31 protein-coding genes are annotated in these 26,737 nt (G+C 33.8%); 29 read left to right on the top strand and 2 right to left on the bottom strand.

From position 1 onward, the window contains the following. Positions 1–2: 2 nt before the first annotated feature. Genes J2S15_RS16100 through J2S15_RS16065 form a run of 8 tightly spaced genes read left to right on the top strand, consistent with a single transcriptional unit; the run spans position 3 to position 4,317 of the window. Positions 3–317 (top strand): hypothetical protein, encoded by a 315-nt coding sequence (locus J2S15_RS16100; RefSeq protein ID WP_307410179.1) that lies wholly within the window; start codon positions 3–5, stop codon positions 315–317. Continuing rightward, positions 317–1,063: a hypothetical protein gene (locus tag J2S15_RS16095; protein WP_307410177.1), complete on the top strand. Its 747-nt coding sequence runs from the start codon at positions 317–319 to the stop codon at positions 1,061–1,063. Before J2S15_RS16100 ends, J2S15_RS16095 begins: the two co-directional genes overlap by 1 nt. Next, on the top strand, positions 1,056–1,733 hold the full coding sequence (locus J2S15_RS16090; RefSeq protein ID WP_307410175.1) for a hypothetical protein: 678 nt from the start codon (positions 1,056–1,058) through the stop codon (positions 1,731–1,733). Before J2S15_RS16095 ends, J2S15_RS16090 begins: the two co-directional genes overlap by 8 nt. Then, a complete protein-coding gene (locus J2S15_RS16085; protein ID WP_307410173.1) occupies positions 1,690–2,220 on the top strand; it encodes a thermonuclease family protein in 531 nt (176 codons plus the stop codon). The genes J2S15_RS16090 and J2S15_RS16085 overlap by 44 nt, the downstream gene beginning before the upstream one ends. A 4-nt stretch (positions 2,221–2,224) precedes the next feature. After that, complete coding sequence (locus tag J2S15_RS16080) at positions 2,225–2,695, top strand: helix-turn-helix domain-containing protein (RefSeq protein WP_307410171.1); 471 nt, start codon at positions 2,225–2,227, stop codon at positions 2,693–2,695. 6 nt (positions 2,696–2,701) lie between these two features. Continuing rightward, entirely contained in the window at positions 2,702–3,610 is a 909-nt protein-coding gene (locus tag J2S15_RS16075; protein ID WP_307410169.1) for a DNA-methyltransferase, read from the top strand. A 12-nt stretch (positions 3,611–3,622) separates the two neighbouring features. After that, a complete protein-coding gene (locus tag J2S15_RS16070; protein ID WP_307410166.1) occupies positions 3,623–3,829 on the top strand; it encodes a hypothetical protein in 207 nt (68 codons plus the stop codon). Positions 3,830–3,834: 5 nt separating this feature from the next. Then, positions 3,835–4,317 carry a hypothetical protein gene (locus tag J2S15_RS16065; RefSeq protein ID WP_307410164.1) on the top strand — a complete coding sequence of 161 codons (483 nt, stop codon included), beginning with the start codon at positions 3,835–3,837 and terminating at the stop codon, positions 4,315–4,317. A gap of 628 nt (positions 4,318–4,945) precedes the next feature. Here J2S15_RS16065 and J2S15_RS16060 read toward each other — a convergent pair. Further along, positions 4,946–5,215 carry a hypothetical protein gene (locus J2S15_RS16060; RefSeq protein WP_307410162.1) on the bottom strand — a complete coding sequence of 90 codons (270 nt, stop codon included), beginning with the start codon at positions 5,213–5,215 and terminating at the stop codon, positions 4,946–4,948. Positions 5,216–5,284: 69 nt separating this feature from the next. On the opposite strand from J2S15_RS16060, the gene J2S15_RS16055 reads away from it, so the two are divergent. The 4 genes from J2S15_RS16055 to J2S15_RS16040 all read left to right on the top strand — a co-directional run bounded on the left by J2S15_RS16055 (position 5,285) and on the right by J2S15_RS16040 (position 6,405). Beyond that, positions 5,285–5,494 carry a helix-turn-helix domain-containing protein gene (locus J2S15_RS16055; protein WP_307410160.1) on the top strand — a complete coding sequence of 70 codons (210 nt, stop codon included), beginning with the start codon at positions 5,285–5,287 and terminating at the stop codon, positions 5,492–5,494. A gap of 42 nt (positions 5,495–5,536) precedes the next feature. Next, complete coding sequence (locus J2S15_RS16050; protein WP_307410158.1) at positions 5,537–5,752, top strand: hypothetical protein; 216 nt, start codon at positions 5,537–5,539, stop codon at positions 5,750–5,752. Continuing rightward, positions 5,749–6,132, top strand: a complete 384-nt coding sequence (locus J2S15_RS16045) for a hypothetical protein (protein ID WP_307410156.1) — start codon at positions 5,749–5,751, stop codon at positions 6,130–6,132. The genes J2S15_RS16050 and J2S15_RS16045 overlap by 4 nt, the downstream gene beginning before the upstream one ends. A gap of 63 nt (positions 6,133–6,195) precedes the next feature. Further along, positions 6,196–6,405, top strand: coding sequence for a helix-turn-helix domain-containing protein (locus J2S15_RS16040; RefSeq protein WP_307410154.1), 210 nt, complete (start codon positions 6,196–6,198; stop codon positions 6,403–6,405). Between the two features lie 39 nt (positions 6,406–6,444). Here the strand turns inward: J2S15_RS16040 and J2S15_RS16035 are convergent, their stop codons facing one another. Beyond that, on the bottom strand, positions 6,445–6,678 hold the full coding sequence (locus J2S15_RS16035; protein ID WP_307410153.1) for a helix-turn-helix domain-containing protein: 234 nt from the start codon (positions 6,676–6,678) through the stop codon (positions 6,445–6,447). Between the two features lie 282 nt (positions 6,679–6,960). Here J2S15_RS16035 and J2S15_RS16030 point away from each other — a divergent pair, with 282 nt between their 5' ends. The 17 genes from J2S15_RS16030 to J2S15_RS15950 all read left to right on the top strand — a co-directional run bounded on the left by J2S15_RS16030 (position 6,961) and on the right by J2S15_RS15950 (position 26,731). Beyond that, the gene (locus tag J2S15_RS16030) at positions 6,961–7,680 is read left to right on the top strand and encodes a ParA family protein (protein ID WP_307410151.1); all 720 of its coding nucleotides are present in this window, start codon (positions 6,961–6,963) and stop codon (positions 7,678–7,680) included. 1 nt (position 7,681) lies between these two features. Continuing rightward, complete coding sequence (locus tag J2S15_RS16025) at positions 7,682–8,743, top strand: ParB/RepB/Spo0J family partition protein (RefSeq protein ID WP_307410149.1); 1,062 nt, start codon at positions 7,682–7,684, stop codon at positions 8,741–8,743. 74 nt (positions 8,744–8,817) lie between these two features. Then, positions 8,818–9,234 carry a sigma-70 RNA polymerase sigma factor region 4 domain-containing protein gene (locus J2S15_RS16020; protein WP_307410148.1) on the top strand — a complete coding sequence of 139 codons (417 nt, stop codon included), beginning with the start codon at positions 8,818–8,820 and terminating at the stop codon, positions 9,232–9,234. 236 nt (positions 9,235–9,470) lie between these two features. Continuing rightward, a complete protein-coding gene (locus J2S15_RS16015; protein ID WP_307410146.1) occupies positions 9,471–10,466 on the top strand; it encodes a hypothetical protein in 996 nt (331 codons plus the stop codon). Positions 10,467–10,661: 195 nt separating this feature from the next. After that, a complete protein-coding gene (locus tag J2S15_RS16010) occupies positions 10,662–13,811 on the top strand; it encodes an MSCRAMM family protein (protein ID WP_307410144.1) in 3,150 nt (1,049 codons plus the stop codon). 679 nt (positions 13,812–14,490) lie between these two features. After that, positions 14,491–16,392, top strand: a complete 1,902-nt coding sequence (ltrA, locus tag J2S15_RS16005) for a group II intron reverse transcriptase/maturase (RefSeq protein ID WP_307410143.1) — start codon at positions 14,491–14,493, stop codon at positions 16,390–16,392. A 175-nt stretch (positions 16,393–16,567) separates the two neighbouring features. Then, positions 16,568–17,170: an MSCRAMM family protein gene (locus tag J2S15_RS16000; protein WP_307410141.1), complete on the top strand. Its 603-nt coding sequence runs from the start codon at positions 16,568–16,570 to the stop codon at positions 17,168–17,170. A gap of 80 nt (positions 17,171–17,250) precedes the next feature. Then, entirely contained in the window at positions 17,251–17,415 is a 165-nt protein-coding gene (locus J2S15_RS15995; RefSeq protein WP_307410140.1) for a hypothetical protein, read from the top strand. Beyond that, positions 17,412–18,278: a hypothetical protein gene (locus J2S15_RS15990; protein ID WP_307410138.1), complete on the top strand. Its 867-nt coding sequence runs from the start codon at positions 17,412–17,414 to the stop codon at positions 18,276–18,278. The genes J2S15_RS15995 and J2S15_RS15990 overlap by 4 nt, the downstream gene beginning before the upstream one ends. A 130-nt stretch (positions 18,279–18,408) precedes the next feature. Then, entirely contained in the window at positions 18,409–19,041 is a 633-nt protein-coding gene (locus tag J2S15_RS15985) for a hypothetical protein (RefSeq protein WP_307410136.1), read from the top strand. A 294-nt stretch (positions 19,042–19,335) separates the two neighbouring features. Next, positions 19,336–19,569 (top strand): hypothetical protein, encoded by a 234-nt coding sequence (locus J2S15_RS15980; protein WP_307410134.1) that lies wholly within the window; start codon positions 19,336–19,338, stop codon positions 19,567–19,569. Further along, positions 19,562–20,524: a hypothetical protein gene (locus J2S15_RS15975; RefSeq protein WP_307410132.1), complete on the top strand. Its 963-nt coding sequence runs from the start codon at positions 19,562–19,564 to the stop codon at positions 20,522–20,524. Before J2S15_RS15980 ends, J2S15_RS15975 begins: the two co-directional genes overlap by 8 nt. Positions 20,525–20,526: 2 nt before the next feature. Beyond that, entirely contained in the window at positions 20,527–20,823 is a 297-nt protein-coding gene (locus J2S15_RS15970) for a hypothetical protein (protein WP_307410130.1), read from the top strand. 21 nt (positions 20,824–20,844) lie between these two features. Next, positions 20,845–21,228 (top strand): hypothetical protein, encoded by a 384-nt coding sequence (locus tag J2S15_RS15965; protein ID WP_307410128.1) that lies wholly within the window; start codon positions 20,845–20,847, stop codon positions 21,226–21,228. Continuing rightward, positions 21,215–23,671: an ATP-binding protein gene (locus tag J2S15_RS15960; RefSeq protein ID WP_307410126.1), complete on the top strand. Its 2,457-nt coding sequence runs from the start codon at positions 21,215–21,217 to the stop codon at positions 23,669–23,671. The genes J2S15_RS15965 and J2S15_RS15960 overlap by 14 nt, the downstream gene beginning before the upstream one ends. After that, entirely contained in the window at positions 23,664–26,123 is a 2,460-nt protein-coding gene (locus tag J2S15_RS15955; RefSeq protein WP_307410124.1) for a polysaccharide biosynthesis protein, read from the top strand. Before J2S15_RS15960 ends, J2S15_RS15955 begins: the two co-directional genes overlap by 8 nt. Beyond that, positions 26,120–26,731 (top strand): M23 family metallopeptidase, encoded by a 612-nt coding sequence (locus J2S15_RS15950; protein WP_307410122.1) that lies wholly within the window; start codon positions 26,120–26,122, stop codon positions 26,729–26,731. Before J2S15_RS15955 ends, J2S15_RS15950 begins: the two co-directional genes overlap by 4 nt. The last annotated feature ends 6 nt before the right edge of the window (positions 26,732–26,737 follow it).

The following is a 26,737-nucleotide window of genomic DNA, read 5'->3' as shown; positions in this document are numbered from 1 at the left end:
AAATGATTTATATAGAAAATGAAAATGGATTATATGAAGTAAGTGGATTAAAGTACCATGCAAAGCGAAAAGGGTATAGTAAAAATGCAGAGATTGAATGCTATGTGCTTATTGGAATTATTTATGGTAGTACAGCAGAAGTTGAAATTCAAACATTCGAGAAAGAGGAAGATTGTGCAGCTGCTTTGGATTACTGTAAGAGATTAGTACGTGCCAATATGCTTTTGAAAAGAGATTCCTATATCGATTTTGCGAACCTTCAAAATATACCAGAATCTAATGAGTCAGATGCATCAAAGGGTAAAGGGGAAAATTGATGAAAAAGAATAATCTAATGAAGAAGTGGAATTTATCAGGGGAAGAATTGAATGCAGGATTTAAAGCAATCAGCGTAGCTGTATCTGAAATAAAAAACTCTAGAGTGATGAATGCCATTGCCGATTTTATGGAAAATGGAGATGTGAGAGTATCGGAACTAGATGTCGAAGGAAATGGTGAAGGTTTCCTAATTGGTGACATAGTAAAGGTGAATATTGATGTACCAAGATGCGGTATGGTTCGAATTGGGACTTACATTGGTGTGGTTGTAGATCATTATGATGTAGGGTTATGTATTGCGCTGCATGATATGAATCTCATAGTAGAAAATGCAGTGGAATGTTATTATCCCCAGTTTATGCAAGCATCAGCGTGGGAAGAATACGAAATTGAATTACTTTATCGTGTGAATCATAAGAATTATGAGTTAGTTTTAGGAGAAAAAGGGTCAAGTAAATCTATATTTGAAAAAATGATGTATATCAATCCAGAAATACTTAGCTCACTACGTAGAGGTTACTATGAAATAGAAGTTGGCGATGAATATATAGCAGCATGTGATTTTATAACACCAACAAATGTATTAATTGAAGCAGGTGATTCCATCGAATGTGAAAGTAAATGCAACTACATTATTACTGAAACAAAAAGAGATGTAGATTTAGAACCAGTTGGAGAAATATTTAGTTGTGGCGATGAACAGATTCGAAGATGCTTTATCTTAAAAAGGAAAGCGTATGAATAATATGAAGAGAAAGTGCAAAAGAAACCTACTAAAACTTATTCTTTTTGCAGGATGCATTGCAATTGGCATACTATTTTATAACTTAGTAAAACCAGTGCCTCTAACATATGATGCGTTTTATAAAGATGTAGAAGTGTATGAGTTTGCTTCCGATAAACAACAATTCAAAATTGATTATGTTGGAAGAATTTATGAGAATGATTCATTCATATATAACTACGAAATTACCAACAATAGATTACCAAGTGAATTGATCTATTCGAGTGATGAACCTCTTGACTGGGTGGATGACAATACCTATTTAAAAGGTGAAATTGTAGAGTACTATATTCAAGATAAGTATGACTCATCAATGTTTGCGACAAAGGATACCTATGCACAATATCAATATTATAATATTTGGCAACTGGTTATTAAAAGTGATGAAAAGGATATGCCATTTCAAGAATGGAAGGATGAAAACCTAGAGAAAGTATATGAAAAATATGTAGAGGATTGGTCAGATTCGTTTATGGAATTCTATGCAGTTATTGCAGCTGCTATTGTTACAGCATTTTGTTTTGTATTAACTATTTCTTCCAAGGGGATTGTAGCAACCATCACAAAAATAAGTAAGGAGAGTAAAGATGAAAAAGAAAACAAAACAGAGCATATTAAAGCGATTAAGTAAAAAATCGTATTTATTGGTAATTGCTGTAGGAATATTCTTCTATATGCAAGATTATTTGGATAAAAACACTTCAAGTACAACCACACAAAATGGAATTGCATTCTCTGCATGTGTAGATGGAGATACTGCAAAATTGATGATTGATGGTGAAGAAAAGACGGTACGATTTCTTGCGGTGAATACACCAGAAACAAAGCATCCAACTAAGGGGAAGGAATTCTATGGAGAAGAAGCGAGTGAATATACATGTTCAATGCTCAGTAATGCGACAGAAATCGAATTAGAATATGAAGAATCAAATAGAACGGATAAATATAGTCGGATACTGGCGTGGGTTTGGGTAGATGGTAATCTACTACAACGTTCTCTTGTAGGTGAAGGGTATGCCACTGTAGATTATATTTATGGTGATTATCGATACACTGATGAGTTATACAGTTTGCAGGATTATGCTGAAGAAAATAAATTAGGGATTTGGAAAGAGTAAAGTTATGAAAGGATCTAACATAAAAGAAAATCTCAAAAATCTAAGAGAAAGTCGTAACTTAAGCAAGACAAAATTAGCGAAAGAAATTGGAATCGATGAAAGTATTATTCGCAATATTGAATCAGGGAAATCAAAAAATCCTACAATTGAAACAATCGCAAATTTATGTAGTTATTTCAGTATCACAATTGATACATTTATGTATTATAAATTCAAAAAAACATCCGATATAAATTTCAAGGAACCTTCAAAAAAAATTGCAATGTTTATAAAAATTACAAATATTATAGAAGTTCCAGATACTCTAGTCCTTATATCCCTGTGTTTTATAGAGCATCCGGAAGATTTAGTTCTAACAAGTCCAAATGGTTGCTTCGAAGTTGCGGGAACAACAGCTGGATGTGCTATAGATGAGCCAATTGTAAATAATTATAAAGTTTTACATATAGAAAGTAAGTCTAATAAAAAGAGGTAGATATTAATGATTAACAGGTTACATGAAGGAGATGCAAGAGAAGTTATTGATCAACTAGAGGATAACAGCGTTCAACTAATTATTACTAGTCCACCTTATTGGGGGTTGAGGGATTATGAGAATCATCCAAATCAATTAGGACAGGAAGAAACACCGCATGATTATATTGATGAGTTGATACTGTTTTTTGAAAAATGTAAACGTGTATTAAAAGATGATGGAGTGCTATTTGTTAATTTAGCTGATACATACTATGGATCTAACAATGGTAAAGGATATCAACCAAAAGATAATGATAAACAGGTAAGTAATAAAGGTTCTGGTAAATCATTTCTGACTTATAAAGATAAAAGTATCAGAAGAAAAAGTTTAACTGGGATTCCACAGCGATTCATGGTAAAGATGATTGATCATGGATGGATATGTAGAAATGAAATTATTTGGAAAAAGAATAATGTGATGCCAAGTGCGGTGAAGGATCGCTTCACTGTCGAACATGAAAATATCTATATGTTTTCTAAAAATGAATACTACAAGTTTCATCAATTAAAAGAAAAGATGAAAACAAAGGATACAAGCAATCCTAGGGGGAGTAAAGGATGTTCTACACCACAATCAGGAAGAAGACACAAATGCAAACAGAACAAGCTCTATCGCAACGTACGCAGCGTTTGGGAAGTGAATCAGCAACCACTTAGAATAGAACATTATGCTACGTTCCCAGAGAAACTTGCAACGAGGATGATCTTATGTGGAAGTGATGAAGGAGATGTTGTATTAGATCCGTTTATGGGAAGTGGCACAACTGCAAAAGTTGCAGTTCGTTATAATAGAAATTTTATAGGCATCGAATTAGTGAGACGTTATATTGAACTTGAAATGGAACGAATTGATGAATTATTTAAAGAAACCTAGGAGGAGTAGAAAATGAAACTAAAACCATTTATACCAAGAAATTTAGAGCAATATGGAAATTGTGCAGTTGGTGGTGAATATGTGAAACGAGTAGGAAAGAAAAATTTAATTGATGAATTGGAAACACAAGGATTCACTGTTGTAATATATGAAAAGCAAGATGATACCTCAAAACGTAAAAGTGCAAAGAATACGTATTACATCTTAGAAAGGATGTAGCAGATATGGATGTTTCAGAAGCAAAAAGAAAACTGAGGAAATATACAACTTATCAATTACATCTGGCTTATATGTATAGAAGAACTGGAATGATTCAAATGCCAGATCCAACAGGAGCATTAGATAAAATGCCAAAATCACAAAAGAAAGAGTTATTGATAACTGCAGAAGAAATTAGTAAGGAGATTATCAGGTTACAGGATATCATTGAAAAGCAAAGTGCTAAAAAAAGTGTGATTGAGACTGATGAAAATGATTTAACTGCAGAAGAAATTAATCTGATCAATAGGAGTCTTATCATGTATGAAAAGCATGTGCGAAAAGCGATTGATGACCTTAATAAAGTGAACACATTGGAAATGAAAAAAATCAAAGGAAATAAGAGTGCTTTACTGAATTATCAAAAGAAAGAATATCGTATGAGTAGGTTAGTACGAAACAAACTAAAAAATGTGCCAGTGAGTGGCACATTTAAGAAAGGTAGATGATAAGAATGATTACAATAAATGATATTCTAACTCCTGAAATGAAAATAATATGTTGTGGGAGTATTCCAGGAGTATTAGCTCTATGTATGGTGACATATACAGAAGAAGAGGATACTTGGAAATCTATAGTATTTATAATAGTAATGAGTATAATTGTATTTCCAACTTTTATATATACATTAGAGTATTTACTTAAGAAGCTTCTACTTTAGGATGTAAACATATATGAATGTCTGTATACATATGCAGCACTTGGTACTATAAAAACGATACAGATTGCTAACGCTATAATTGCATTAAGTAAGTCTTGCATAACTACAGGATGAATAATTCCAGTGATTGCTGTAGTAATAATGGTCGCAATATAAAGGATTGCGAAAATAGAACTAAACAATAGGACAAAAAAAACAATATTGAATACTAATTCATTCCAAAAACTATAGGAGCGATATTTATGCCTTTTTAACATTTTTATAAATTCTTTATCAATGCGTTTATTTAATTTTCCAAATTATCAGTAGAATCATTTTTATAATATTTAATTAAAAGTCCATGAGCTACTTTACTTAGTAGCATAGAGTATTCCTCATCCAGTGCCATTTCTTTTTTTAGATCATTATAAAAATCTCTAGCAGGTTTGTTGCTTACATACACGTTTTTCAAAAAAAGAATCATAAATACATGAAAATGCTATATATTTATAGAAATTCAATTTCTTTATATCAACATCTGTTATTGAACTTTTGTGATTGAGAAAATAAGAAAGTATGGTTGCAATTATACTTCCAACCCCAATAGTTCCTATAAGAGACATAATGGTATCTGCGTTAAATAAAGTAGTTTCCGGGGATTTAGCAGTTACATCTGCTAGAGTAATAAAAAATAAATAAGAATACAAAAGAATCCCTCCCTAATGATGTGTAATTAATTAAATACATTATAGCATAATACGAAATGAGGTAAAAATATGAATATTGCAAAGAATTTAAAATACTTGCGAATCCAATCGGGATTGAGCTACAGAAAACTAGGGAATATTATAGATGTTCCACATACAGTAATAGAAAGAGTTGAAAAAGGACTAACAGCGGATCCACAAATTTCAACAGTAAAAAAGATATGTGATTATTTTAAAGTATCAATTGACGAGTTTGTAAATGAGGATTTTACTAAATAGAATTGTGCCACTCACCAGCACAATTAAGAAGAGAGAGGTTTAATGAAAATAGACATAATATCAGTAATTATATCAATTGTATCGATTATTGTTTCAATACTAAATGCAATGTTAATTAGAAAAAAGAGGATTGTTGATTATAGAATTCTTCAAGAAAGCGGAAGAGTTATGATTACGAAAAATGGAAACCAACTTATTTATAGTAGGGTAATAAAAATTGTGCCGGTGAGTGGCACAATTGGAAAGAAGGAAATATGAGTGAATCAACAGTGATGCCAGTATTTGTGGAAAGAGGAATTATAGCAATGATAGCCTTGGTTTTAACCCTTATAGTTTTTGATGCAATTAGAATTATTTTAGTGAATATTGCATTTGAGGAAAGGGTGAAAACAAATTGTATCTTAATAGTATATTATCGAAAATTAATAGAAAATTTATATAAGCAAGAAAAGAAGATGGGATGGCACAGTACTTATCAAATATTATTTAGTACAAAAATATTTGGGAATCATTGGACTATAGTAAGTGATGAAAATGTCCCTTATGGTTGGATAGAACGATTAGTGAGGATTGGGTTATTTCTTCTGATAGTTTCATTAATATATGTTGCAGCTAGAAATTGGAATATTGTTCATTAAACCTTATGTAGATATGAACTAAATTTAGATAATATCATGAAGATCAAAGTGGAGAAACACATGATGAGAATAAAAGTAAATTTAAAAGAATTAAGAAACAAGAAAACCATGAGTATTTACCAATTAAGTAAAGCAACTGGATTAAATGAAAGTATCATTCGTAAAATTGAATCTGGCGAACGAGCAAATCCCAGCATCCGTACAGTTGCTAAGTTATGTGAATGTTTAGAAATTAGCATTGATGATTTTATATACAATGATCTAGCAAAATAAAAAATTGTGCCGGTCACCGGCACAATTCAATAAAGGACTCTATTTATCCTTATCAGGTTTTGCAAGAACAAACGTTAAATCGTTCTTATCATCAATAAAAGCTAACTTTGTTCCTGTTAACTCTGCAATATCAAATAAATCTTTTTTGCTCCAACTATCATTACTAGCTTTGTTAGAAATATTTTGCTTGGTAACGTTCTGATGCTTTGCTAAATCAGTGAATGTAAATCCATGTAAAGCAAGTAGAGACTTTATTTTATCAGTTGATGTCATAATAATATGCTCCTTTGCAATACCATTATGATATATAAAGTGACAAAAGTCAATCTGAAAATGTACTTAAACAATTAATAAATTTACTTTTATGTTGACAAGGTTCATTTATAAGTTTACAATATACATGTAATCACTCTGTTGTAGGTGCTGGTGTAGTATAGGCGTCAATACATACCCTAACTCACTTAAGTATTTGAGCCCTCCAATAAACAAATACTTATTTCTATACTGCACTGGCATGTGCAACAGAGTGAAATTAATTAAAAGGAGAATAAGGAAATGAAACATAAAATTATAGCGATATCAAATCAAAAAGGTGGAGTAGGAAAAACTACTACTGCAAAGAATCTAGCTTATGAATTATCAAGAAAAGAACAAAAAGTAGTTCTGGTAGATATGGATCCACAGTGCAATAGTACAAAAGGACTCATTACGAAATCGTATGATCGCACAATTCTGAATGTAATCATGCAAAAGCGATTTAAGAATTGTATTCTGAAATACAACAAGTACATGGATATTATTCCGGGTGATCCAACATTAGCATCTGCAGAGTTTGATATATCACTCTTCCAGAAAAAAATGAATGAGTTAAGTGGAAATTATGACTATGTCATTTTAGATACCTCTCCATTCTTCAATGCATTAATTGCTGGAATCTTAGTTGCCAGTGATGCAGTTATTATTCCATGTGAACTGGAACCGGATTCACTTGATGGAATGCAGACACTACTTCGAGAGATTAATACAATTTGTAAAGAAGGAACCATATTTAAAATATTGTATACAAAAGTGAATTCACTAAAATCCACAGAAGAGGATTTGGATATGTTACAAGATGCACTTGAGAATTATAATTTTAAAACAAGGATTCATTATCATAAATATGCTCCTAAGCGAGCACGAGCAAAACAGATCCCACTTTCGAAACGATATAAACGAGCGAGTGTGACAAAAGACTATATAAAGTTAGCGCAAGAAGTAATGGAGGTACTATAAGATGGGAAGTATATTGAAGGATTTCGCAAAAGATGTTGTGAAAGAGACGAAGAAGAATGAAACTAGAATACAGATGATTCATTATCACGAAATCAAAGAAGCAGATAAAAACCGTGAATTGAGAGATATTGAAGGTATGGCAGAAGATCTGCTAGCTGATGGAATCGAGCATAATCTGCTAGTTAGACCAATTAAGGATAACGATGTTTATAATTATGAACTGGTGGCAGGTCATAGAAGATTTGCAGCTATAAATATGTTGATTGATCAAGGGCATAAAGAGTTTAAATATGTTCCATGTAAGATAGAGGAAATGGATGATTTAGACGCAGCTAGAAGAAAGATATTAAATAATCTACAAACAGATCCATATACACCAGCTGAATACTTATCTTGTATTGAAGAATTACGCCACGTATTCAATGAAAGAAAAAAGCAAGGTATTGAACTAAAAGGAAGAATTAGAGAGTTAATTGCAGAAGAAGTTGGACTAAAAAGTTCCCAAGTTGGTGTATATGAGAAGGTAATTAATAATGCAATTCCGGAAGTAAGAAAGAAAATTGAGGAAGGCGAATTAACAATAAGCGCAGCTGCAGAACTCTCATCACTGGATGATGAAGAACAATTAATGTTCATTGAAGAGAATGATGATCTATCACTAAAAACTATAAAAGAACACAAACAGGCACAAGACAAAGAAATTGTGCCAGTGAGTGGCACAATTGATGATGAGGTGATTGCAGATGATTCAGAAGAATATGAAGAAGCAGTTACTGCAGAAGAAGATATAGAGTTTTTGGATTACGATGAAGAAGATGGCATACTTGTTGCTGATGAAGATGAAGTAATGAATAAAGATATTGAGCAAGATCAAGAAGAATTATATTTGAACTTGATCAATGATGAAAGATATCTAAAAAATACCATTGAAAGTTTGGAGCAGTCATTATCAAAGATGATAGATATTGTAGAAAAAGCAGATAAAGCAACCTTACAGGAACAAGATTTATCAGGTGTTGAATCAGCATGTGTAGAGATTTTAAATAGAATCAGTAATTTGTAAAATGAAGTAAAGAAAATTTGTGCCGGTCACCAGCGCAAATAAGATAATAGCAAAAAAAAAGGACTGGAGGGTTTATGAGTAGTTATATAGAAAGTTTGGACCGAAAAGAGACGATTAAGAAAGCAAAAAAGAGAATGCAACACTTTAGTGATCTCTATCGCTTATTGTGTGCAGGATATCAAATACCAGGGGTTTCGTATGGGAGTGATGTACAAAGTAATGGCTACAGCAATCACTCACAAAAGATACTTCATCAAATAGAAAAGAAGGATGAACGTTATGCTGAGATTGAAGAAGTGTTAACAGCAATGGATAGATTGAATGATAAAGAGGGTGAAGTACTTTTCCTGAAATATATTGTAATGTTGTCAAATGATAGAATAATAGAAACAATGCAAGTTTCAGAATATTCAGTATTTAAACTTTTAAGAGAAGCGTACTTCTCAATTGCGATATTATTACAGTTAGAGGTGAAGTGTGAACATCAATGAAAATGCACCCAAAATAAATGCAAAGTTTTTGCAAAATAAACACAAAGTTTTCGCAAAAAAATTCAACAGTTTATCCAAAGCAAAATGTGTTAAAATATGTATAATGAGTTTAGTGTATCTAGAGGTAAAAACAATGAATTTAGGTTGTTTTAACCCTATATTTAATGAAAACAACAAGAATTGTGCCGGTCACCGGCACAAATATCAAAGTAAAAAAGGAAAATAGGAGAAAAATCATGAGAAAAATTAAAATTTTGTTAGGAATTATTTTGTTGTCAAGTGTTGTTGCTTGTGGAAATAATAAGCCTAAGTTTGAATTGAAGAAAGATAAATTTGTATTTGAGTTTGGTGAAGAAATATTACTGAGCCCAGAAGATGTATTAAAAACAGAAAATGAGAATTTAATACAAAATACACAATTAGCCGCAGATATTGATGACGAAAAAATGGTAAGAGAAGAATTATCTGATATGGTAACGTATGTAATTATTGAAAATTCAATCCAAATTGATGGATTGCCAGTAGGTGAGTATCGAGGAACTGCAGAATATGAAGATGAAACTTTAGATTTTAAAATTATAGTAAAAGATACAACAGCTCCGGAATTTATTGATTTTCAAGATAAGATAGAAGTTGAGCAAAATTCAACTGAGGATCTAACAACTAAATTTAAGATTGAAGATTTAAGTGAAGCCACAGTTTCATTAGATATGGCAAAAGTAGATTTAGCGAAAGCTGGCGAGTACAAAACTACAGTAACTGCGAAAGATGCATATGACAATGAAACAGTTAAAGATATAACAATCATTGTAAAGGAAAAAGCAACTGCAGAAGAAACAAATGCAGAAACAAATGAAGAATCTACAACATCTGGAACTGTAGATAGTTCAGGCGCAGGAACAACTGGAGATAGTACAAATACATCTGGTGGAACTGGTAGCACAAGTACAGGAGGAATAACTACAACTCCTAGCAATCCTACTCCAGCACCATCAGAGCCAATTGTACAATTAACTCCTACACCATTAGGAGGGCAAATATTCGATACAGACACTGCTGCAGCTGATTGGGCTGATTCTATATTTAACGATTGGGATGCTGCAAGAAAATATGCTGCAAAATTTGGATATTCAGACATTACAAGTTACATTACAACACAAATAGCATATGGTTATACAAGTACAGGAGAAATTGTAAATGTTAAATATTCAGTTACATGGACATTTCAATAAATAAACAATAAATAAATTAAAGTCGGTGATAATCATCGGCTTTTTCTTTTGAGAGGAGGATTAGAATGAGTGGATTTAAAAGTAATGGAGCAGGAGGAGGTGGACCCAGCTTAAATATATTTAGTATAATAAGAAGATTAAAATAACTAAGCGACGATAAGTCGCTTTTTTTCATGAATGGAGGAAACAAGAAAAATGAAAAAGAAAATATCTAAAATTTTATTAACTTTACTTGTTACGTTTGGAATGTTTGCAGGTACTTTGGGAAATGTGGAAGCTGCAGCAATAGGGAACTTGACAACATCGTCTACAGGGTATAATTACTCGTGGTCATCAACAACACCAATTAATGGAATGACAAGTGGTTATGCGCAGTTAGATCGTATTTATGCAGATGGATTGTTAAATACATGCTTTGACCCAGCAACGATGACGCAACCTGGTGGCGGTTATAATAGCGATCCGATGGTAATGGATGCAATAAAAACAAAACTAGCTAGAACTGCGGTTGCTAATAATATTGAAGCTATGGATGATCAAACATATAGTGCATGGCAACTATATCAACATACAATTATGTATGGTAGTTCCCATGGATTTACAGTTGATTCTACTGATGTGCCAAATCTTTCAAATTATTATTCACAGTTTGAAGCAAAAGCTACAAGTTTTTGGACAAAACCAACATTCAATTTCGGAGATGGAACAATAAAGTCTGGAGAAACAAAGACATATAATGTTACCAATGGTATTACTAGTGGTTGGACTGTCAATGGTACCAGTACAGGAGTTAATGCAACATTCTCTAATGGCGTACTAACAATAACAAATAATAATACTACTGATAATACGATTGGTATTCGACTTCAAAAAGAAATTGGTCAATATAAGCGATTATCAATGGTTTACAACAAAGCAGGGTCACAGCAAACTGGAAGTTTTGGGATTACCGATCCTGATGTAGTACCTTTTAATTTGACTAATCTACGCAAAGGAGACTTACAAATTGTAAAAGTTGATAACTTAGGAAATAAAGTATCTGGAGTTACATTTAACGTAAGTACAAATTCAAATATGAGTAGTCCATTTGCAACTCTAACAACAGGAGCAGATGGGTCGATCACACAAACTGGTATTGATATTGGTGATGTGTATGTACAAGAAACTGCAGTAAGAGCACCTCTTACAATTGATAAGACAATTTACAAAGTTACAATCTTACCAAATCAAACTGTTACATTTAGCCAAACAAATAATCGTGTAACTGGTACAGCGATATTACATAAAGTAGATAAAGATACTGGTGGGACAGAACCACTGGGTGATGGTCGCTTAGATGATGCGGAATTTGAATTCCGTGCATATGAAGATACTTATGATGAAATTACAGGATTACAAACATTAAAGAAAGACCAATTGATCAAAACGGAAACAATTGGATCGGATCTTACAATGACAGTATCAGGGTTACAGCCGGGAAGATATTATTTTGTAGAAAAGAAAGCATCAACTCTTTATTTATTAGATACTGAAAAACATATAGTTGATTTAAGATATGTGGATAATGCGACTGCAGTTGTAAAAGGAGAAACTACTTCTGCAAATAAAGTAATGCGTGGAGACTTTGGTATTCAAAAGTTTGTTAATACTGGAGAAAGTGGATTACAGATGCCAGAACCAGGATCTGTTTGGGAAGTTCGTTTGACATCCGAAATTGCAAAGGTTGGAAAAGAAAATGCAAAAGTAATTACTGTCACAACTGGATTAGATGGAGTTGCATGGGTGAAAAACCAACCAGCAGGTACTTATACATTCACTCAAATAAAAGCAGGAAATGAAAACTGGGATTTATCTCCAGAGTTCACAAGAACAATTTCTTATGATGGACAAATTGTTAATTCAATTGTAGGAAACAATTTACACACTTCTTATCTTCAAGTATACAAGCAAGATGAAGCAAGTGGTGAGTTGATTACGTTCCCAGCAACATTCCAAATTTGGGATAAAACAAACGATGAATGGTATACAGAAGTTGTTGGAAATAAAGTAATTGATGAATGGTCTACAGAAGATGGACTGCTAATTACAAACAAAGTACTTCCAGCTGGTGACTATGAACTAGTTGAAACAGGTACACCATCAGGTTACTTGGATAAAGATGAAAGAATTCCGTTCACGATTACTTCTTCAAATTCACATGAGGTAAATGTGGATGGTAAACCAATCTTTGTTGTTAGAGTTACAAATGAAGCTCCTACAGGAAGCATGAAACTTACAAAGGTATTTGAACGAGTTGAAGGTTTATACGATGATGAAGTATTACAGAGTGGATGGAAAGTAACGTTTAAAAACGATGTACTTGCTACTTATGATGGTGAGACAGTTCTACACACTGCTGGAGAGCAATACGTAAATCCTGATAGTGAAGATGGGTTGTTCTATGCCAATGAAGATGCAGATTTATTCATGGATGATATTTATGTTGGGTATGGAGAAGGAACAACTCTAAACTTTGAAGAAGTTGTTTATCCTAAAGGGTATGTGCAAGCCGAGGACTTTAGTGTAACGTTCACAAAAGATGAAGATGACAACAAAACTAAAGTAATCGAAATCGAACGTGAAGTAGAAAACAAAGTTATTCGTACCGATTTAGAAGTAGTTAAAAAGAATCAATACACTGATGAAGTTGTGATAGGTGAAGAGTTTGGTTGGACGCTATATGCAGATGCAGAACTAACGCAAGAGATTGCACAACTAACTACAGATCCAGAAACAGGAAAAGCAGTTTTAAACGACCTTCCATATACTTTTGAAGGTTACTTAGTTGAAACATCAGCACCAGAAGGATGGTATCTAAGTGAAGAAGTAATCCATGTGGTTATCAATGATGACACGGAAGGATTAGGAAATACTTATTCAATTGATTTCTACAATAAGCCAAAACCAACGATTGGTACTACAGCTACAGGAATTAATGATGCGAAAGTATTAGATCCAAGTATTGATAATGAGATGACAGATATTAGTGATGTAAAGAATATTGATACAGAACTAATTTATACAATTCATACAAGATACTGGTTATATGATGAAAGTGGAAACGGAAATCATAAAGTAGTGTTGGAAGAAGTCTATAGAAATGTTACTTTTGAAGAAGCCGATGCATTATTTACTAGCAAGTTGTTGGCAGAAGCTCATACACTTGAAGAAGGCAGATACTTCTTTAGCGAGGATTTCTTTGTTCAGGAAACTGAGGATACAATTGTTGAGGTAGAAACAGAAACACCACTGATTTCGCATAACGATCCAGAAGATCCAGGTCAGACTCGTGCGAAACGTTCATAATTGAAAAGATTATGCACACTCAAATAAAAGAAGGGAGAAAAAAAACAAAGAGTGGAGAACTCTTAACTTGAGAAGTGGAATGATAGGGTAACGCCTTGAAACGCTTCCTCTAATACTCCGACATGCAATTAATAAGTGCATATTTATTGTATGAAGCTCGGTAAAGACGGCAGAGAGTTACCGTAATAAGAAATTAACGAAAGTGTCCTAGAGGTAGGATATGTAACCTATATGCCGGGAGTCATAAAAAGTTAAATATGGTGAGAATGACTAAAAAGTCTGACGAACTTGCGAATGTACGCTCCAAGGCCTTGCGTATAGAAATGTACGTGAAACTGACTTGAGGATAAGTAAAAATGCGTTTTATGAAAGTCCTTGATATGTTACAGGCATATGATAAGTTGGTGGGGTAAAGCAAGCACCTAAGTTTAAACATTGATAGAGTTAAGGGAACGTTGAAAGCTAAAGACGTGGAGGTAGCACAATCAAAGAAGCGAAGAAAAGGAAATCATAACTTTTCTGAATCTTTAGTGAGAGTAGTGGCACGACCAATGAAGGTTCTGTAATGGAACCAGAGGAACAGCCACAAGTCAATTATTTATAAATGAAACTTAATCACAGCTCATGGATTCTAGTAGGACTAAAAAGGTCACGAATCTGACGAGAGGAGTGATAAACCATGAATACAAAAGTTAGAAAAGAGAATAGAAAATTAAAGAATCAAAGTATTAGTTACAGTGAATATTATGGAATGACAGAAATATTTGACGAACTCTATAAACGAAGTAGTGAAGGAGCGATATTTCATAAATTAATGGATACCATTAGTTCTAACGCAAATATACTTTTATCGTATCGAACGATTAAAAGAAATAAAGGAAGTAAAAGTGAAGGGATTGATGGAATAACCATAAGAGATTTAGAAAAGCTGCCACAGGAAGAGTTTATACGGAAAGTTCAAAAGAGGTTTAAAAGATATCTACCAAGAAAAGTAAAAAGGGTAGAGATACCAAAAGAAAATGGCAAAATGAGGCCCTTAGGGATTCCATCAATATGGGATAGGATAACCCAACAGTGTATATTACAAGTATTAGAACCAATATGTGAAGCCAAATTCTATAAACATAGTTATGGATTTCGTCCTCTAAACTCAGCAGAAAATGCAATAGGTGTTTGTATGTATAGAATGAATCATACAAAAATGTCATATGTAGTAGACATGGATATACAATCATTTTTTGATGAAGTAAATCACACAAAACTAATGAGACAAATATGGACATTAGGAATACGGGATAAGCAGTTATTAGTAATAATTAGAAAAATATTAAAAGCTCCAATAGTAATGCCCACAGGAGAAACGATAATTCCAACCAAAGGAACACCACAAGGAGGAGTATTAAGTCCGTTATTGGCAAATATTAATCTGAATGAGTTTGACTGGTGGATAGCTAATCAGTGGGAAGAAAGAGACTGTAAGGAATTGAAACCACAGTTCAATAAAAAGGGAGTTCGAGATAAAGCAAATAGTTACAGGAAACTACGAAACAAAACAAGTTTGAAAGAAATGTATATAGTGAGATATTGTGATGATTTCAAGATATTCTGTCGCAATCGTTCAACTGCAAATAAAATATATCACGCAATTGAAATGTGGTTGGAAGAAAGACTGAAATTACCGATATCAAAAGAGAAATCAAAAGTAACAAACTTGAAGAAAGAAAGTAGCGAATTCCTAGGGTTTAGCTTAAGGCTAGTTGAAAAAAGCAATCGACATGTCTGTCATTCGCATGTTTCAGCAAAAGCACAGAAACGAATAAAAGGTTCATTAAAAGCACAAATGAAATGCATACGAAAAGCTGAAAAAGAAAGTACATTAAAGGAAGAAATAAGAAAGTACAATTGTATGGTAATTGGAATACATAATTACTATAATAAAGCAACACATGTGAATAGGGATTTTAACGTGATTGGGTACCAGATGATGAGAAGCTTCTACAATCGCTTTAAAAGAGAAGGCTTAACAAGTCGTGGGAAATATGATGGTAAGGACAAAGGCATAAGAAAATATATGTCATCAAAAATGGTAAGGTACCTAAATGGGTATCCCATTTTACCAATAGACTATGTCCAAACAAAAATATCTTGGCTACGAAAAAGAAATATAAACATATACACTGTAGAAGGTAGAAAACTAATACATGAAACACAAAAATCAGTTGAAGAATGGAAAATACAATGGTTGAGAGAGCATCCAATTATAAGTGAAAGAGCCAGTATAGAATATAATGATAATCGTTTATCATTATTCATAGCACAGAAAGGTAGATGTGCAGTGAGTGGGATAGAACTAGTGCTAGAAGATGTGCACTGTCACCACAAGGAATTATGGTCGAAAACAAAAGATGATTCTTATCATAACTTGATAATTATCCATAAAGAGATACATTATCTTATTCATGCGACAGACGGTAATTTTATTAGCATCATATTAAACCGATGGAATTTAAACGAAAAGCAATTGGAAAAACTCAACAAATTGAGAAAACTTATTAACAATTCTGAATTGAAAATGCATTAAACAAATGAATATTTCTAACTAAAAGATTAAGTAAAATGAAATTTATAAATAATTGATGGAGCGCCGTGTGAGGTGAAAGTCTCACGCACGGTGTGGAGCGGGGGAAAATCCGAAGATAATTTCAAAGGATTACCTATCGCTATTTCACATGGAAAAATTCAAACATGAGATCAAAGTGAACAAGGCAAATAAACTAACAGATGAAGTAATTAAAGGACTTCCTTTCTCATTTGAGTTTGAAGGATTGAAAGATGGTAAGGTTGTTGATACGTTTGTAATCGACGGTGATATTGAAACAGGTATAGCGACATTCACATTCTATGGTGAAGGAACGTATGATGAAGTACGTGTTAAAGAAAAAGAAGCGCCAGAAGGATTCGTATTATCTGATGAAGTTGTGAAAGTCACAATGGATGATTTTGATGAAGATCGAGTATATACAATTAAATATTACAATGAAATGATGGAAGTCGTTCAAGTACATGCAGGAGATTCTACAATCCTAGATTTACATTTCACATTACTAGGGTTGTCAGGAGTCTTTTTCTTTATCCTAGGAATTCTTATTTATCAAAGAAGAGAAGGAACATATTCTTTTGCGCAAGCTCAAAGTAATCAATCAGTTTTCCATTCTTTTGTACGCTCACAAGCAAACTATGCAAAGAGACATGAACAAGCGATGAAAGAATCTAAAGTCACAAAGATTAAAACTAAAGAAACAGAGAATGAAAAGAGTGAAGTGTTGTATCGTAAAATCATTGAAGAGAAAAAAGAATAACTTACTGCGTGAGAGCGAATAAAATGATGTAGTCCAGGTAGGACTCTCACCAAGCGATACTAGAATACGAGGTGAAGGAAATGAAAGAAAACAATGGTGGTATGACATGTAACACTCCAGCAATGCTAGAGATAATTAAACAGTGGAGAAAAGAACCACATGGACCATGTCTAAGAATTATCTCAGTAGATCCAAAACGTGAATTATTGGAGAACAACAGAAACAAAGTGAGTGATACAAAATGAGGAAATCGAATAATAAGAAAGCCCTTCTTATCATTGTAATAAGTGTAATTGCACTTTGTAGTGTAGGAGCATTTCTGTTTTATGAAATGCAAAAGCAAGAATCATACGACCAGATGCAAATCACATTTAAAGAAGTAGAAAGTGTTTATGAAGTAGAGAGTGAATTGGATGCAATCTCATTTATTAAAAGCACAAGTTCAAATGTGGAAGATATTACATATCCTAATATTGATACAACGCAAATAGGCGAACATGTATATATCTTTTTAGCGTATGATTCTTTTGGTAATCAGAAAGAATTTGCTTTGGAGTTAAACTTTAGCGATCCCATTCTTCCAGAGTTGGAATTGAGTGTAGCATCTGTGGAAATTACAGAAGGTGATGCAATTGATTTGGAATCCTATGTAGTAAAAGCAGAGGATCCAATTGATGGAAAACTAGAAGTGGAAATAGAGAAACCTGAGAATTATAAAAAAGTAGGAAGTCATGAAATTGTATATCGAATTCAAGATAAAAACGGTAATAAGGTAAGTGCTATTTTAAGGCTCACAGTAAAGGAAAAGCCGAAAGTGGAGGAAACGGATACAAAAGAGACAAATGGCTCTGAGAACGGCTCAAACGAAGGCAGTGGGGGACAAAACAACTCAAATAATCAAGTTACTAATCCTGTTAGCCCTGAACCCTCACAAACAACAGGAAACAAGCCTGCAAATAAGAAGTTTTTGTTCTCTGATGGTTATGATATGCAAAGTGCACAGCAAGCATGTCAAGGGTATTTATTTTCTTTCCCTGGTTATTCTGGAGCATGTAAGAACTTATATAATGGATCCGTTCCGTTAGGACAAGAAGCAGTTTTCTATTGACAAGGAATTTGTAGTTATACTTAAAGTAATCGAGTCCATCGCAATTGTGCCGGTCACCGGCACAATTGCATTGAGTTTATAAATTATGCTCCAAAATCAGATACAAGGTTATCTGCAAGAAGAGGTAAAGATGAACCAGAATGATAAATATAAAACAGAAGCGTATCAAATCATACAAAGATTAAAAAGAGATAAGAAATCTTCGATTAAACTAGCAGATGCTTCTGATGATAAAATTGAAAGTTTAGAATGTCTGCAGTGGTATATTATTATGTTGAATGGCGAATCTCGATTATACAATCTTGGATATTATTTCACAATGAATTATAGTAATAGTGAAATAATAATTGTAAAGGAAGATACATTGAGAAAATCTTATTATTTTGAAATTCCATATGGAAAGCATGATGAGTGGTGTGAATATTGCTTTGAAATAAATAAAATTATAAGAGATGATGGAAGTGTATTACTATATGTTTCCAATAATCCATATGTTTTAGAATCTTATATGGTAATAGAATGCATGAATGGCGAGGAAGAAGAACTGAAAGAATATTGTAAGCAACATGAAATTGAGCTTAAGTACGATAGAGGAAATGAAGAGTTTATGAGTGAACTCAAAAATAGGATGTGGAACAGTATGAGTTTTACCCTAATCGCAAAATTTGAGGACTTTAAATCTCTGTTTGAAGCAATGTTTAAATTTTTACCTGAATCTAAGTTGAATGATTTAAGATATAGTTGGAAGCAAAAGAATAGATAATAATGAAAGGTACGATTGTTCGTGCCTTTTTATTATGCTCACATGTAGAAAATGCGTATAAACAAAGTTGTGCCGGTGACCGGCACAACTCACTGCGTGAGGGCAGATAAAACTTACTGCGTGAGAGTGATTAAAAACAACTGCGTTGAGCGAGTAAAAGCATCCTATATGTGAGTTTTTAATAGAAGTATACATAATAAAAGGCAAAGGAGGCATTAAGTGAATGAATTAAAAGAGAAGAAACCTCCAAGGAAACAAACAGAGTTCACCATAGAAGAACAGGAGGTGCTGTGTATGGTGATCACACATTATGAAGCAGTGAAAGAAAAGTATCCAAACCTAAGTGTGTTTTGGATCCTTTCTTTGTTGCGAGAGAATCGGTCATGGTTACAAGAGAAGTTGCATAGTGTCTATGAACGCTATGGCCATACAAATTTTTGTATTCGCCATTTAAGTAAAGAAGATGTAGAGGAAATTGAGCGTAGTGTATTGGAACTAAGAAAGGAAGGTGGTGTTATCGATGTTTAGTTTAAGTAAGTTTCTTGGTAAGAAACTAAACAAGGAATGGGCTGATGAAAGTGAAGATACTCCAGAAGAGGAGTTTGAAAAAACAGATGAAGTACAAGAGCAAGTAGAACTTGATCGTCGTTTAAAAAAGTTTGATCGTAAACTGTTACGTAAACGAATCTTGATTTATGTATGTATTGGATTTGGTGTGTTGGGTGCAATTAAGAGTTTCGCTCCTGCAGTTACAACACATAACTATGCAGAAGTTGAAGCGATGACGTTTGTTCAAAACTATAGCAAAGAATATTACCATTATCCAAAAACAGAGGATGAACTTGCATCGTTAAAGAAATTTCAACTACAGAATAGTTGGGATATGAAATATACAGAATTAGTGGAGTATGCCAATTTGAATAACGTTGAAATTTATAAAGTGTCAACCAGTGATACAGAAAAAGGAATCAATGATTATTACTGTTATGGAACCTTAACCACAAAAGAGGAAAAACAACCAAAAGCAGTTTCAACCGTAGTGTATTTCAAAGTAAGTGTCGCAAAGGATGGGAGTCGTTATTTGGTAGTAGAACCAGTTGCAAATGCAAAAGTAAATGTAAATGCAATTGTTGATGAAGATAAAGTCGAAATCTATCAGTTTGAAGGTGAGAGCGCATCTACAACACTAGAAGGTAGTGATAAGGATGAAGTTACAAGAACAATCAATTTGTTTTTGAAAACCAACAATGATGATATCAAACAAGCGAGACTGTTATGTACAAAAAATAGCGTCATTGATGAACTGGATCCAAATATGAAACTGGAACTTGTAAATGTGAGTAGTGCTACTAGTGATGAGGAAACAATCTATGTGTATGCAGAAGTTAGTGAAACATATGGAACTTTATATTCTTCAACTAGAAAATACTATGTTGAAATCGATAAAGAAAAAAATAAGATAAAAAGATTGGAGGTATATTAAATATGAATTTTGTAGATACAGCGTTATTTCAGGTAATTTGGAAAGGTGCTGCAGCACTGATTTTCTTTTTTCTTATAAGAAGACTGATTGATAGTGCTGGTGCATCATGGAAGAAATCAAAAGGAAGTATCATTTCAGTATTAGATGAGGTGGTGTTAGCGATTGTTTATATCGCTATATTTGGAATTATTGTTTATCTTCCACCATCAACAATTATTAATGTATTCACAGCAATTGTAGGATGGATATGGGGATTTATTCACCCGATTCTTCGAGATTATATTGGAATTCCAATTTAAGGATGAGGAGGAGATACAGGGATGAAAAATTCTTATAATTATGCTTGTGTAGAAGATTATAAGCAAAAGATTGTAATTCCCATCATTGCTCTTGAGTTTGAAGGTTGGTTACCATTTCTTGCATGTACAGTAGGAACGATTGCTGGAACCATTGTGTTTGGAATTCCACTTGCACTCTTACTCGGTAATATCATGTTCTTTCTTTCGTTTACACTCAGTTTTGTAGGGATGATGATTTTCTCTCATTTTAGTAGTGAGCGTGATGAAGAAACTGGAAGAACCAGTATAGAGAAATTTTACTATACAAGAATTCGAAAATTAAAATGTATTTATGGAAGTGATGGAAGAGAACATTATCTTTCAAAGAAAGTGAAAGGAGTTGTGTATATGCATGCATGTAGGTAAGGTGTATATAGAAGATAATTTAATGAGTAACTATGGTGTTATGACTTATAATTATCTAATCAAACCAAAGAACTCACTCTATTCAGAGAAAACGCAAAAAAGTGATCTGGTAGAATTGATGAAAAAGTTGATTCTTAATATTAATATGCCAGGTTATTTCTTAATTCGACCAAGAGGAATTGATAACAAGAAAATCTTACAATTTTATTTGGATAATTTCGAAAAGTATGGACATGATGGTTTCAGAGATTTAGCAGGTCAAATGCTATTTTCTCTTGAGAAGATTCTAAAGAAACACAAGCGATTTCGTTATGACCTTTATTTTGTACTTTGTGATGGAAGAGAGGAATTGAAACATCGCAAGCGAGTGAAGATGTTTACAGTTGATGAAAACGTGCCATACGATAAACGTATGATGGAACGATTCAAGTTATATGAAAAACAGATTTTCAAGAAAATCAAACAAAAAGGTCTAGATGTAAAACGTGTAGTAGATGAAAAAGAGTTGCTTGGACTACAGAACTATCTGGCGATTCCAACTGAGAAACCAGTCTATGATTATTATGTTCGGCCAGATGTGGACCCATCAAAATTAGTGTATGAATATGAAACAATGGATCATAAAAAAGAAACATTGTATTCCAGAACGTTTGTAGCTTCTAAATTCAACAAGAAAAAAATCAGTAGTAAGAATTATACGGATGATGTCATTAACTGTTTGCAGCTAGAAAGTTTTCCAGTTGATACCATCGTAAAGTTTGATTTAGAGCATACCAGAGAATTTAAAAAGAACATGGCTGGAAAGAAACAGGATACTATCAAAAAGACAGAGCGTTATACAAGTTTGAGTGATCGTATCGATAAAGAAGGTGTAAAAGCAATTGCAATCGCAAAAGTAGGAGAGAATGTAGATGAATCAATTGAGAAGTCAAAGATTCGTTGGCAGCTCTTTTTTAGATTGTATTCCAAGAGGGAAAAGAACCTGGAACGATACAGTGATCAACTACGTATCCTGATGGAAGGTAAAATGAATTTATCCGTCGAATATGGTGATCAATTAAAATTGGCAAACAACCTGATGCCATATCGTAGCGTGTTTACAAAATACACACAGCTTACAGATGTAGCTTACTTTTGCCAATACAACTGGTTAGGCGGATTATTTATTGGTGAAGAGCATGAAGGCTTTGTAGAAACCTTCACAAAGCCGGGAAGAATACCAATTCTCTATGATATATCGAAAGTATTTGAAGAAGGTGCAACAGGTACCCACTGTTCCACAACTGCTTATGCTGGAGAGTCTGGAGGTGGGAAAACCCAGCAGGCAGATAATCGAGTATTTACCTATATGGTCTTTCGAGGTATGCGAACCCTCTGTGTGGATCCAAAAGGCGATCGCCTTAAAAAGGTAGAACTGTTAGGTGATATGGCGTCTCACTTAATTATTGGTTCTCCTGATTGTCAGAATGGAATGTTTGATGCATATTTGATTAATGAAAATATCAATGAAGCTTATTCGCAGGCAAAGAAAGATGTGGATTCCTTGCTTCGTGCAGTCAACATGCATCATGAAGGTATTTTCCAGAAAGTAGAAGAAGCACATCGTGCAATGATTACAGATTTACAATTAGGAAAAATAAAGAAACTTAGCTTTACGTATCTGATTGAATATAAGCTAATGGAAATTGAACCAATGGTCGCAAAGGAATTACTTACACTACGAGAAGACTCGATGGGACGTTTATTTTTCAGTGATGAACACACAACGTTTGATGAAGCATTCAACTTGAATAAGATGTACAACCTAGTAACCTTTGATAAGATACCACCTAAAAGAGAAGCAAATGATCGGTTTGATCCAAACCGATTGGAACGTGCAGTCTTCTCAGTTGTGTTATCAAGAGTACAAAATATAATCAATGGGTTCATGAAGCGCTTTGCTGGAGAAGAAAAGCAGTTAGTATTTGATGAATATAAAGTATACAAGGAAATAGATGGTGGAGAAGCAATTGTAGAGCATGCAAATCGACAAGTGCGTAGCTGGTTTGTGCACTTATACATTATTGCGCAATCACTCAGTGATATTTCCGCAAGTATTTTAAATAATACAGGTGATAAATATGTAGGATCTATTCGCTCTAGCGAAGAGATTGAATACATTATGCGTGAGATGGGTCTGGAAGGTAATGAGACAATCAAGGATGCATTACAAGACCGTACGAAACAAGAAGGTGCAGATCCTGATAAAAAGTATGTATTTATCCTTGAAGATTACAATAAGCGAAAAAGTATGGTCCGTAATGAAATGTTGGATGTATTCGCAGATGCATTCTCAACACTGAAAGTAAAAGTTGGAGAAGTCGACAAAAAGATAATACCCAAACAAGATACCCTGATGTTTGATAATTATGCTGTGGAAAGTGAAGGTATTTATGATGGATAAGAAATCAATTTCTTCGACAAAAATTCTTTCAACTAAAAAACGACTATTGTCTATATTTTTTGTTTTCCTGATATTGATTCCTATATTTTCATCAACGATTGGAGCCACACAAATAACCGCTAATGAACAGGCAATAGTACGTGAAGAGAAAAAAGAAAGTGGCGATGACAAAAGCGACACTGAAAGTAGTGATGATACGCATGGAGAAGTAGGTTCAGAAATTATGAAAGACTCCTGTATGATTTATGGAGAAGGGAGTTCTGATTATGAACAATGTAAAGAAGATAGAAAAGCAAGTTCAGATACACCACAGTTTATAAAAGGTGCTCTCTATTCACTCAATGATACTGTGCGTGAAAAAGAAAAGAACGAAGATTATATAAAAAACTTTTCGAATTCAGCACAGACTGGAATTGCATATGATATCGATTTGTTAGATGGTGAAACCATCATTATGCATATTATGCGGGTAGTAATATCACTCATTGAAATGATTGGTGCTGCGATTACAGTTGTGACCTTTCTTGTATTCAATGCAGCAGTTGCGGAGTTTTGGAGTGATGCAGTAAGAGGGGTATTTGATGTCATTGATAATGCAATTTTTGATTGGAGCAATCCAAATTCTATTTTTCTAAAATTGCTTATCTTTTTTACAGTATTTGCAATTTTCAAGCGACTCTTGGCATCATTCAAAAATATACATGGTGCAAAAGGGATTCTACAGATTATTCTATCTTGTGCACTGAGTGCTGTATTAGTGTATGGTGTCGCAAGATATGGAAAACCGACGATGGATTATATTGAATCTACAGCAATGTCTTTTTTAACGGAAACCGTCACAGAAATGACAAAGTTTGATGAAAGTTATAGTGATACAGGAGCAAGTGATGAATATGAGATTCAAGTAAAACGAATGTTGTTTGATGTTATGCAGTTACAAGGATTTCGATTACGTCACTTTGGGGTAACCGGGGTAAGTGATATTGCAGCACCAAGTAAAGATTACAATGCAGACTTTGGAGAAAGCCTCATGGGTAATATTGATAGTGCACAAAGCAATGCACAAGAGATGTGGGAAAACAACTCTGCAGATTTGCAGTATGCAAGGTTTCGAATTTTATTAGAAGATCCAAGTAAGTCGAATACCCAGAATGAACGAAAGTACTATGGAAGTACTGCGGTAATTTATAACTGGGCATCGTCGCTTATGATTTTATTATTATCATTCTTCTTTTTTGTACACCGTATATTAATTGCTGGAGTTATCATTATTGCGTGTATGGCAGTATTGGCAGTATCTATTTTGAAGGAGATACTGCTATCAGTGAGCCTGTATGCACTCATTCGGGTGGTATTTGACCCTGATAAGCGAAATGCGCTCATGTGGTTTGTGAATCGCTTTATATGGATGATTATTGCGGCCTTATCGAAGGTGGTATTGGTTGTGATTATATTTATGATGATTCAGTTGATCAATACATTGAGTAGTCAAAGCGCGGGGTTGTTAGTTGTGTTACCATTTGATGCAGTTATATTATTTGCGATGATTATGGCAGGAAAGAATGCACCAATGTTACTACAAAAAGTGTTAGCTACCTTTGGGGGAGATGGTGCAGGAGTTGTCAGTACCATTGCTCGCTTCACTGGTGGAGATATGACACCTAGCCAATTGCTGGAGAATGCAAAAGAACAATTCCCTCGACTTGGTAGCAAAAATGATGAAGATGGGGACGAAGATGAAGATGGTGACAGCGATGGAGGATCCTCAAGTCTAGATAAAGTAGGTAGTGATGATTTAGGGGAATATGAAGACGGTAATGATGATGCGGTTGATGAAGAGGTAGAAGATGACTCATCAGCAAAACAACATTCAGATCAAGATGAAACAACGGACGATGAAGAAACAAAAGAAGGAAGTGCAATTTCAAAAACTGGCGAAGATGAAGAAGTAGATGGTGATGAAGCATCTGATGATGATTCTACTGCATCAACGACAACATCAAATGAAACAGATGAAAATGCAGTTGATAAAAATGGAAGTAGTAGTGTTGATCAGGTAAGTGCTAGTGAAGAGGAAGTCGATCTAGATGACTATGATTTAAATGCAGAGTTCGATAAGATGATGCAAAAGAAACAAGCTCAACATGATCCTGTAGATTTATCAGAAGAAGATGATTCTAGTATTGGAGATGTTGGAAATGAATTGCTGGATGATAACGAATACTACGATGATCCAGTTGATATTGATAAGCACCATGAAGATATAATCCAAACATCAACGTATAATGGAAGTCCGGATATCACAAGCAAAAGGAATTCTTCCGAAAATAGACGAGATGAACCAATTGTAAGAAAACGAGCAGAGAAGTCAAAAGAAACAAAAAGTAAACTTGATGAATTTATAAGAAAAATAGAAAATGATGATTCAAGTGGTTTTGAGGAAGATGAATGAAAAGGGTAGTTAAGAAAATAGCTGCTCTTTTCTTTTTCACTGTATTCTTTATCCTCTTTTCCTTTTTAGTATTAATTGGAGGTAAGGGGAATAGTAATAGTATTGCGGAAGAAACAAATGTAGAGGTGATTACAGCAGCTGGTGAATTTGTAGGTCCATATGAAAATGACAACTATGTAATTACTTCGGATGTAGGAGATCGGGCTTTAGATGGAATGCATATGGGAATGGATTTGGATGCTGGATATGGAGCAAAGATAATTGCCCTTACAGATGCAGTTGTTTATCGAGCAAGCAATACTTGCGAACCAAGTGGTGGATATTTAGGAAACTGGTGCCCGTTTGATAATGTAGCGAGTGGTGGTGGGAATTATGTAATTTTGAAGTTTTATTATGAAGATCAAGATTACTATATGCAATATGCACATTTAGCTACAGTAGCAGTAAAAACAGGTGATATGGTGAAAAAAGGTCAAGTGATTGGAACGCAAGGTCATTCAGGAAATAGTACTGGAAGTCATCTGCATGCCGAGGTCCACTATGGAGGAGTCTATGCAGGTTCTACAATCAACTGGGTAACACCAAGAACATTTTTAGAATTTAAATGATAATTA

The sequence above is a fragment of the Breznakia pachnodae genome (assembly GCF_030814225.1).
GTDB classification, from domain to species: domain Bacteria; phylum Bacillota_I; class Bacilli_A; order Erysipelotrichales; family Erysipelotrichaceae; genus Breznakia; species Breznakia pachnodae.
Note: the sequence above shows the minus strand (reverse complement) of the source record. Positions and strands in the feature narration are given on the sequence as shown.